The organism is Phytohabitans aurantiacus (genome assembly GCF_027923225.1).
GTDB lineage: Bacteria > Actinomycetota > Actinomycetes > Mycobacteriales > Micromonosporaceae > Phytohabitans > Phytohabitans aurantiacus.
The window spans coordinates 134,497-143,366 of record NZ_BSDI01000010.1 but is presented as its reverse complement, the minus strand read 5'-3'; the positions used below and the strand labels follow the sequence as shown (position 1 = coordinate 143,366).

Annotated in this window: 8 protein-coding genes and 1 tRNA gene; 2 read left to right on the top strand and 7 right to left on the bottom strand. The window is 68.5% G+C overall.

The features are described from left to right. Nucleotides 1-328: 328 nt before the first annotated feature. The 4 genes from QMG73_RS13815 to QMG73_RS13800 form a co-directional block, all read right to left on the bottom strand. Nucleotides 329-727 carry a hypothetical protein gene (locus QMG73_RS13815; RefSeq protein WP_281895374.1) on the bottom strand — a complete coding sequence of 133 codons (399 nt, stop codon included), beginning with the start codon at nt 725-727 and terminating at the stop codon, nt 329-331. 230 nt (nt 728-957) lie between these two features. Next, a complete protein-coding gene (locus QMG73_RS13810; protein WP_281895372.1) occupies nt 958-1,530 on the bottom strand; it encodes a Fic/DOC family protein in 573 nt (190 codons plus the stop codon). Then, nucleotides 1,527-1,844 (bottom strand): antitoxin VbhA family protein, encoded by a 318-nt coding sequence (locus QMG73_RS13805; RefSeq protein WP_281895371.1) that lies wholly within the window; start codon nt 1,842-1,844, stop codon nt 1,527-1,529. Before QMG73_RS13805 ends, QMG73_RS13810 begins: the two co-directional genes overlap by 4 nt. A 157-nt stretch (nt 1,845-2,001) precedes the next feature. After that, nucleotides 2,002-2,074: transfer RNA gene (locus tag QMG73_RS13800), tRNA-Lys, on the bottom strand. Nucleotides 2,075-2,432: 358 nt separating this feature from the next. Here QMG73_RS13800 and QMG73_RS13795 point away from each other — a divergent pair. Continuing rightward, on the top strand, nt 2,433-5,444 hold the full coding sequence (locus tag QMG73_RS13795) for a S8 family peptidase (RefSeq protein WP_281895370.1): 3,012 nt from the start codon (nt 2,433-2,435) through the stop codon (nt 5,442-5,444). Between the two features lie 110 nt (nt 5,445-5,554). Beyond that, on the top strand, nt 5,555-6,982 hold the full coding sequence (locus QMG73_RS13790; protein WP_407676793.1) for an ATP-binding protein: 1,428 nt from the start codon (nt 5,555-5,557) through the stop codon (nt 6,980-6,982). On the opposite strand, the gene QMG73_RS13785 is transcribed toward QMG73_RS13790, so the two are convergent. From QMG73_RS13785 to QMG73_RS13775, 3 genes are read right to left on the bottom strand one after another with little or no spacing between them, the layout of a single operon-like run. Next, a complete protein-coding gene (locus QMG73_RS13785) occupies nt 6,947-7,702 on the bottom strand; it encodes an EI24 domain-containing protein (RefSeq protein WP_281895367.1) in 756 nt (251 codons plus the stop codon). The two genes, QMG73_RS13790 and QMG73_RS13785, sit on opposite strands and share 36 nt — an antisense overlap. Nucleotides 7,703-7,713: 11 nt before the next feature. After that, nucleotides 7,714-8,094, bottom strand: coding sequence for a hypothetical protein (locus tag QMG73_RS13780; protein ID WP_281895366.1), 381 nt, complete (start codon nt 8,092-8,094; stop codon nt 7,714-7,716). 29 nt (nt 8,095-8,123) lie between these two features. Further along, on the bottom strand, nt 8,124-8,861 hold the full coding sequence (locus QMG73_RS13775; protein ID WP_281895363.1) for an alanyl-tRNA editing protein: 738 nt from the start codon (nt 8,859-8,861) through the stop codon (nt 8,124-8,126). Nucleotides 8,862-8,870: the final 9 nt, after the last annotated feature.

Here is an 8,870-nt window from a genome sequence, read left to right as displayed (position 1 = left end):
GCCGGCGACTCCTACCGCACCAAAGCCCGCCGCGAACTACTCGCTAAAGACCGCAACAAGTAGGACAAACCATCAACCCAGGTGCTCAGTTTTCAGCCGTCGCAACCTGCTCAGTTTTCAGCCGTCGTTGACAGGGATCCCATTTGAGCGTGACGTGCGAGCTGCCGGCGTACGCGCGCAGGTTCCCTGGCGCTCTGGGCAGGGGTGGTAGTGGGCGGGCCCATGCCTCATTGGACGGTGCCGAGTCGCCGGAGAGATTGGTGGCGACGAGCCGGAACCCGTATGACGTGCCGTTGAAAAGCTGGGTCGAGCAGCGGATCATCGGCGCTCACGCGACCTCCAGTTCCTGCGCGGCGACGTACACGCCTCGTCGCCGGAACGCCGCCGGCGCGTGGACCAACGCATCGACCCGCGCCGCACGGGTGTTGAACGGGAACCACAACCGTCGCAGCGACCTCGGCTCAACCCATAATGGGCCTCGCTGGCCGTCGCGCGCCGCAAGGTACTCTGCCAGCGCGGCCAGGAACACGTCCCAGCGCTCGTCGCCTGTGCTCGGAGGTTCAGCCGCCAGCATTTCGCCCCTCGTGTGGGGCTGCTCCCAGCGGAACTCCTCTAGGAACTCTGCAACTAGCCGCCACCGCCGCGACTCGTCGGTGCCGACCAGCAGTGCGCTCAGTTGGGCCAAGGTCAACGGCTGGTACGCCGCGCTATGGCCGTCTTCCTCCACGCAACCGACAGTAATACACAGACAAGCGCACCACGGGAGCGTTCGTGACCCGTTTCCCATGTCGACACAGGCCCGCGTCAGCACCCCGCATCTCAGGGGCTGTTGGTGGGCTTAGCGCAGCAGAATGCGAAACCGGTTCTGACGGTCGCCGGTGACCCGCTGCCTGTACAGATGGCAAGGTCACGGCGGGATGCCGGACGTCCCTGACGATGGCCGATTAACCGCGAACGTCAGGGAGTGACCAAGCCGTCGAGGAGGCGGCGAAGCGGGCCGTTGTCGCCGCGAAGTGAAGCCATCGATGCAGCTTCATTGGCGTGTGGGTCGAGATCCGCCCAGTCGATGGACCATCCCGCTTCACGGCTGAGCTGACGAAAGAAGGCGCGCTGCGCCCGGCCGTTGCCTTCACGGAAGGGGTGGATCGCGTTGACCTCGGCGAAGTAGTGAGTCGACCGGTCAAGGAAGCCATCGCGCGGCAGCCCGCGCAGGTACCGCTCCTTCGCCAGGCTGCCGAACACCTCCGCCGAGTACGCCTCGATGTGCTGCGGCAGGCAGAACGGGTCCGACCTGGCGATGCCCACCGCTCTGATCTCGCCAGCCCACGGATAGAGGTCGCCGAATATTTCCCGATGGAAGGCCTGCAAGTGAGTCAGGTCGTAGCCGCCAGGCAGCGTCCGCGTGCCGAGATCAGCCAGCGCCGCCAATGTCAGACCCGCCTCCACCTCACGCAGCCGCTCGGGGTCCCTGATGCCGAGCCGGTTACGCAGCACCCCGCTATCGGGGTCCATGTACGGATCGACGGTCACGATGCGCCGTACAGTTGCCGAACTAGCTCACGCATCTGCACGGTGCTGATCTCACCACGCGCCCAACGTTCAGTGATGGCATCAACATCGGCGGCAACCGCAAGTCCTTCGGCCCGCACCGATGCCGCTGCCTGCGTCAACGACCGGGATCGCTCGGCAGTGAGCTCGTCGAACACCTCGACTGGAACCATGACTGCCTCAGTTTTGCGATGTGAACCCACGCCCACCGGGGTACGGTCCCCCTTGCGGAACCGTTCCAGAACACTGGGCAGCTGCTCGCGCGCCTCGCGAACGGACAAGGTCTCGATCAACATTTCCAAAGTGTACCCGATTGTGTACACATTTAGCACCGGATGCTGCCGCCTCATAACCACAGCCTGCAATCGTGTGTACCGGCCACTCGGAAAGGAGTACGGATCGTCGGGCGCGCTCGACCACTCGCTTACACCGCGTTTGGGTACGCGTTTCGGGTGGGCCGCCGGGGACTCGAACCCCGAACCTAAGGATTAAAAGTCCTCAGCTCTGCCGATTGAGCTAGCGGCCCGCGGATCTAGGCTACCGGACCCCTTCGCCGCCCCCGCGCCCCATGCGGGTTCACGCAAGTATCGATGCGGGTGCAACCTGGCGACGATGCCGTGCGTCTTCGTGACGTGACGATACGTAGAATTGCCAGTTTTCTGGCCATCCCGCTACTACTCGCCACCACAGGCGGGCCGGCGTTCGCTCAAAAATCTGGGCAGGGGCCGGCGCCCGTCCTGCCAGCCGGTGAGACGTACACGGTGACGCTGCTGACCGGCGATGTCGTTACCGTCCATACGAGAGCGTCGGGGTGCCCGGAGGTGTCGGTTCGGCCGGCCCAGCGGAGCGGGATCCTGCACAAAAGTTGCGGCGCCGATGGGCACGTGCGAGTCATACCCGGCACGGTGGCGGGGCTGGTGGGCAGCGTGCTCGACGAGGCGCTGTTCGACGTGACGACGCTGATCCGGGAAGGGTATGACGACGCGCGCAGCAAAGAGTTGCCCCTAATCGTAAAGCCGGCAGACAGCCGCGCCCGGAGCGCGTTCACGACCAGTCTGGTCGAGCGGCGAGAGCTGCGCAGCATCGGCGCGGTCGCGGGTAAGCAGCCGAAAGGTAAGCCCATGACCGCGCTGGCCGGCCAAGCGGCGGCGGGCAAGGTCTGGCTTGATCATCGGGTACGCGCGACGCAGGCGAAGCTGGATCGAAACCTGCGCCAGGTGTCGGCGCCGCAGGCGTGGGCCGCCGGGTACACCGGCAGGGGCGCCCGGGTTGCCGTGCTGGACACCGGGGTGGACGCCACGCACCCGGATCTCGCGGGCAGGATCGCCGAGACAGCGGACTTCACCGACAGTAGCCCTGAGGCGGTCGACGGGCATGGGCACGGTACCCATGTTGCGGCCACGGTCGCGGGCAGCGGCGCCGGATCGGGTGGGGAGCGCCGGGGCGTGGCGCCGGACGCGCGACTGGTCGTCGGGAAGGTGCTCGACGATCTGGGCCTGGGCAGCGATTCGCAGATTATCGCCGGCCTGGAATGGGCGGCTCCACGGGCAGATGTGATCAACATGAGCCTCGGCGGGTACGAGGCCAGTGATGGTACCGACCCGCTGTCTCAGGCAGTCGACGCGGTAACGGAACAGTACGGCACGCTGGTGGTGGCCGCCTCGGGCAACGATCCCCTTGACCGGCTGATCAGTACGCCGGCCGCCGCGGCGTCGGCGCTGACGGTGGGGGCGGTGGATGGGGCCGACCGGCTGGCCGAGTTCTCTGGGCGTGGCCCTGTGATCAACACCAACGCGCTCAAGCCGGAGATCGCGGCGCCGGGCGTGGAGATCGTCGCGGCCCGCGCGTCGGGGACGGGGATCGGGCGGATCGTCGATGAGAGGTACACGGCGCTCTCGGGGACCTCGATGGCGGCGCCGCACGTCGCGGGCGCGGCCGCGTTGCTGGTCCAGCAGCACCCTGACTGGGATGCCCGCACGCTCAAGGCGGCCCTCGTCGGATCCGCGGACCGGCTTGAGGGCGCTGACGCGTACACGATCGGATCAGGAAGGCTCAACGCCGCGCGTGCCCTCGGTGCGCTCGTGCCCGACCAGGCCGTGGTCAACCTCGGCGCCGGCGGCGCCGAGACCAAGCTTGCCTGGACGAACATCGGCGCGCGCGACGCGGCGGTGGCGCTGTCGGCCACGGTGACCGACCGGCTCGGCGCCAAGGCGCCCGGCGCCGCGACGCTGTCGGAGCGGAGGCTGGCGATCGATGCCGGCGGCACGGGTACCGCGGTGCTGCGCATCGACCGGGAGGGTCTGGCGACCGGGTACTACACCGCGACCGTGACCGCTCGTGCCGGCGGCCGGACGGTGACCACGCCGGTCGCGTTCTATGTGGAGCCGCCCACCGTCGAGCTGTCACTGTCGATGAAGCCGCTGCCGGACGCGCCCGCCGAGGCGGACATCTTCCTGTTCGGGCAGATCGTCAACCTGGAGGATCCGGCGCTCTTCGCCACGACGTTCTACCTGAACCGGGACGGTGAGGGCGTCAAGGTCCGGGTGCCGGCCGGCCGGTACAGCATCACCGGTTCCATCTACGAGACGGTCGAGCTGCAGCGGATGGCGCTGACCGGCGACTCCGACATCGTGCTCACCTCGGACACCGCCTTCACGATGGACGCCACGAACGCGCGGCCGGCGAACGTCGGCGTCGAAGGCGTGGAGACCACGCCGGTCGCGGTCGGCGTCTACTTCGAGCAGCGGGCCCGGCGCGGCTCCGGCTGGTACGACTTCGCGTTCGCGTGGAACGACAGCGCCCGCGCCGGCGGCGTCTACGCCGTTGCGCTGGACGAGCCGGCCGTCGGCGAGTTCCAGGCGTACACGGTGGCGGGGATGGAGGCGCCCGGCCCGTCGTTCTACGAGGTGATCAAGGCGCACCCGTCGGGTCTGCCGGCCGACGCGTCACATCAGGTGACCGCCGCTGAGCGGGCCAGGCTGGTGCGCATCGACCAGCGGTTCCATCGGCTCGACAAGCCGGAGACGACTACCGGCCATAAGCGGTACGGGGTCAACTCGTCGGGGCGGCTCATCTCCGACACCACCACATGGGACCTTTCCGGTGACCGCGTCGACTACGTGTCGCCCGAGTACCGGTGGATCGACGAGGCGTTCTACGACGACCTGGTCACCCAGGAAGCGCCGCGCAGGTACGCGCCGGGCAGCCGGCACGAGAAGGTCTGGGTACGCCAGCCGCTCCGCCCCGACTGGTACGACGATCCAGCGGAGCTGGTCGGTGGGTGCGCGCCCGAGCCGATCAGCCGCACCCGGGGCCACCTGTACGTCGAACTGGTCCCGATGACCGACCAGCACCAGCGGGTCACCTGCTTCGAACTGGGCAACGCGACCACCGCGCTGTACCGGAACGGCGCACTGCTGGGCGAGGTCGAGGGGTCGGTGGGCGACTTCGCGATCCCGGCGGAGCGCGGCACGTACCGGCTCGTCCACGAGGTGGACAACAGCGGGTGGCTGCCGAGTTCGACCCGGGTGAGCACCGCGTGGACCTTCAAGTCAGCGGGCCCGCGCGGCACCGGCTCGGCTCCCGTGCCGCTGCTATCGGTCGACTACGAACTCCCTCTGGACATCGCGAACCGCCCCGCCGGCCAGGACGCCGCGTTCACCGTGCACCAGGCACACGGGGTGGCCCGGCAGCGGATCACGTCGTTCGGGCTGTGGACGTCCGTGGACGACGGCGTCACCTGGAAGACGGTGCCGGTGTCGCGGGACGGCGCTGGCCGGTTTACGGCACGGCTGCCGCAGGTGGCGGCCGGGCAGGCGGTGTCGCTGCGGGTGGCGGTGAAGGCGAGCGGTGGCAGCGCCCTCGACCAGACCATCATCCGTGCGTACCAGAGCTGAGCCGGACGGATAGTTACGGCTGCGATACTATCGCATCAGATAGTATCGCGGCTGTAACTATCGCAGGTAGGTGACAGGCAGTGGTTGCGTTCATCGGACGAGACCGAGAGTTGGCAACACTCGACACGATGCTGCGCGCCGTCGACGCCGATATCGGGTCGGCGCGCCCCGGGCGCTGCCTGCTCATTCGCGGTCGCCGGCGAATCGGTAAGTCGAGCCTGGTTGAGGCATTCGTCGACCGGGCGGCTGCGCCTGCGGTCTTCTACACCGCCGCTGGCACATCCGCCGAGGCGGAGCTGGAGGCGTTGCGGGAGGCGGTCGCCGGGTCCACATTGCCTGATCGCGAGGTGTTCGCCGAGGCGGTGCCCGGCAACTGGACCGCGGCACTGCGGCAGCTCGCGGGAATCCTGCCCGATGACAGGCCCAGCGTGGTTGTCATCGACGAGGTGCCCTACCTGATGGATCGGGTCGACGCGTTCGAAGGCGTGTTGCAACGCGCGTGGGACAGGGAGCTGAGCCGGCGGCCCGTCCTGCTGGTGCTGATCGGTTCCGATCTGTCGATGATGGAGGCTCTTGGCTCCTACGGCCGGCCGTTTCACCAGCGCGGTCAGGAGATGGTCCTCGGCCCACTCAACCCAGCCGAGGTCGGTCGGATGCTGCGCCTGGACCCCGCCGAGGCGTTCGACGCGGCGCTCGTCACCGGTGGGCTGCCGCTGATCTGCGCGGCCTGGCAGCCGGGCGACAGCCTGTGGACCTTCCTGCAGGCTGAACTGGCCAACCCCGTTTCCGCACTGCTGGTCTCCGCTGAACGATCCCTCGCGGCCGAATTCCCCGACTCGGCCAACGCCCGGGAGGTGCTGGCGGCTATCGGCAGCGGCGAGCGGACCTTTACCAACATCGCCCGGGCGGCCGGCGGGATCGCACACACCAGCCTGACGCGTTCGACCGACGTTCTGATGGCCAAGCGGATGGTGGCCAGTGAGTTGCCGGTCTGGACGCGCCCTTCGAAGGAGCGCCGCTACCGGGTCACCGACCCCTACCTCCGGTTCTGGCTGCGATTCATCGGCCCGTACCTGCCCGAGATCGAACGCCTGCGCGGTGACGTCACACTCCGGCGGATCCGGGACGGGTGGACTGCGTGGCGCGGGCGGGCGATCGAGCCACTCCTGCGCGAGTCCTTCGCCCGCCTGTTGCCCGATGGGAGCCTGCCGGCCGCCCAGGTCGTCGGCGCGTACTGGAACCGGTCCAGCACGATCGAAATCGACATCGTCGGCGCGGATCGTGAGCCCGTCGCCAAGGAGGTGTACTTCCTCGGCTCGATCAAGTGGCTGGAAAGGTCGCCGTTCGACAGCCATGACCTCGCTGCTCTCCAGAAACATCGCGCCGCTCTCACCGACGAACCGGTCCCACTGGTCGCGGTCAGCCGAAGTGGCGTCACCGCGACCAGCGTCGACGCCGTCTACGGTCCAGACAAGCTGCTGACCGCGTGGGAGGCCGGCGGCTCAGGTGGGGAGGTTGAGGGTGCGGCGGGCCAGTAGGGTGCCGCCTACGACGGCGGCTGGCATGACCAGTACGGCGCCGAGCGGGATCAGGAAGCAGCAGAACACGCCCACCCCGAATCCGAGCGCCATCGGCCGGTTGGCTTTGAGGACGGTGCGCCGCTCGGGCAGTCGCAGCCCTCGACGGTAGAACGCCACGCCCACCAGCTCCAGCGCCAGAAACCAGCCACCCACGAAGGCACCGATGACCGGGATCACCGTCTGGCCGACGATCGGGATGAAGCCAGCGACGAAGAGCGGGATGCCGATCAGTATGGACAGCGCGATCAGCCGGAGAGAGTCCCAGAGGCTGCGCCGCAGCGACCGCCACCACGGCACGTCGATCTCGTCGGGGACGCCGCCGTACCGGGCCTCCACGGTCTCGGAGATCTTCTCGTAGAACGGGTCGCCGATCGCGAGCGTCACGGCGGTGAAGGTCAGGATGCCGATCAGGCCCCCAAGGCCGAGGATGCCGATGGCGGCCAGTACCTGCACGGTGTCGCGCATCCCGCTGGACCAGCCGTCGGCCCACCAGGTGACGGCGTCGGACAGGTCTGACAGGAAGTAGATGAGCGTCGCGAAGGCGGCCAGGTACAGCACCGCCGAGATGAGCGCCGGTATCAGGCCGAGCAGGACGAGCCTGGGGTTGCGCGCGTACATGCCGAGGCCGCGGCCGAGCAGGCCCAGGCCCGCGAGGAACTCACGAAGGGGTACCGCCACGAAGCCGGAGCTTACGGCGTCGGGCTCGCGTCCGGGGATGCCGGCGGCTCGGTGGCCGGGTATGTCGGCTCGACGGTGGCCTCCGGCGCCAGCGTCTCGGAGGGGGACGGGGAGGGCGTCGGATCGACCGGGGCGGTGGGCGAGGCGGGTGGCGCCGTGGGTGAGGTGGACGACGTGGGCGTGGCGGACGGCGTGACGGTGGTCGAGGGTGACAAGGTCATCCGGACGCGGGGATGTTTGCCGCCGACGGGCGCGGTGCCCAGGCCGCCGTCGCCCACGGGGGTGGCGGCGGGCGCGGGACCGGTACCTGCCCAGGTCCAGCCCGCCCATACCGCGAACGGCAGGCCAATCAGTACAATCGCCGCGAAAACCACCTTGGGCCTTTTGTCCACACTATTTCACCGCTGAAGCGGCAAAAAGGTTACGCAGCGAGTCTGATCCGTACCCGTCGGTTGGCCTTACCTTTGCTTTCCACCTTGACCAGCTGTACCTTGCCGATCTGCGACGTCGACGCCACGTGGGTGCCACCGTCAGCCTGCACGTCGAGCCCGGTGATGTCGACGATCCGGATCTCCTGCTCGTCGGCCGGGATCAGGTTGGACTGGGTGCGGATGATGTCGGGCAGCGCCAGCGCCTGGTCGCGGGGCAGCACCCGCACCTCCACCCGGCGGTCCGCGACCACCTCCTGGTTGACCAGGTCTTCCAGCCTCGCCTTGAAGTCGGGCGGCACCTCGGGCAGGTTGAAGTCCATCCGAGCCTCGCCAGGCTCCATGTTTCCACCGGTGACGAGCGCCCCGAAGTCGCGGAACACGACGCCGCACAGCACGTGCAGACCGCTGTGCGTGCGCATCAGCAGGCTGCGCCGCTCGTCTTCGACCGCGCCGGTCACCGCGGTGCCGGCGGGCGGCAGCGGGTCGCCCTCGGCAGGCAGCAGGTACAGGTCGTCACCCTTGCGGGTGCCGACGATGCGGGTCTGCACACCCTGCCAGAGCAGTACGCCGTGGTCGGGCGGCTGGCCACCGCCACCGGGGTAGAAGGCCGACCGGTCCAGCACGATGCCCTGCTCGGGATCGGCGGCAAGGACGGTGCACTCCCATTCGCGCAGCGTCGGATCGGCGAGGTCGAGCCGATGAGTTCGGCCATGGTGCGTGACACCCATGAACCGAAC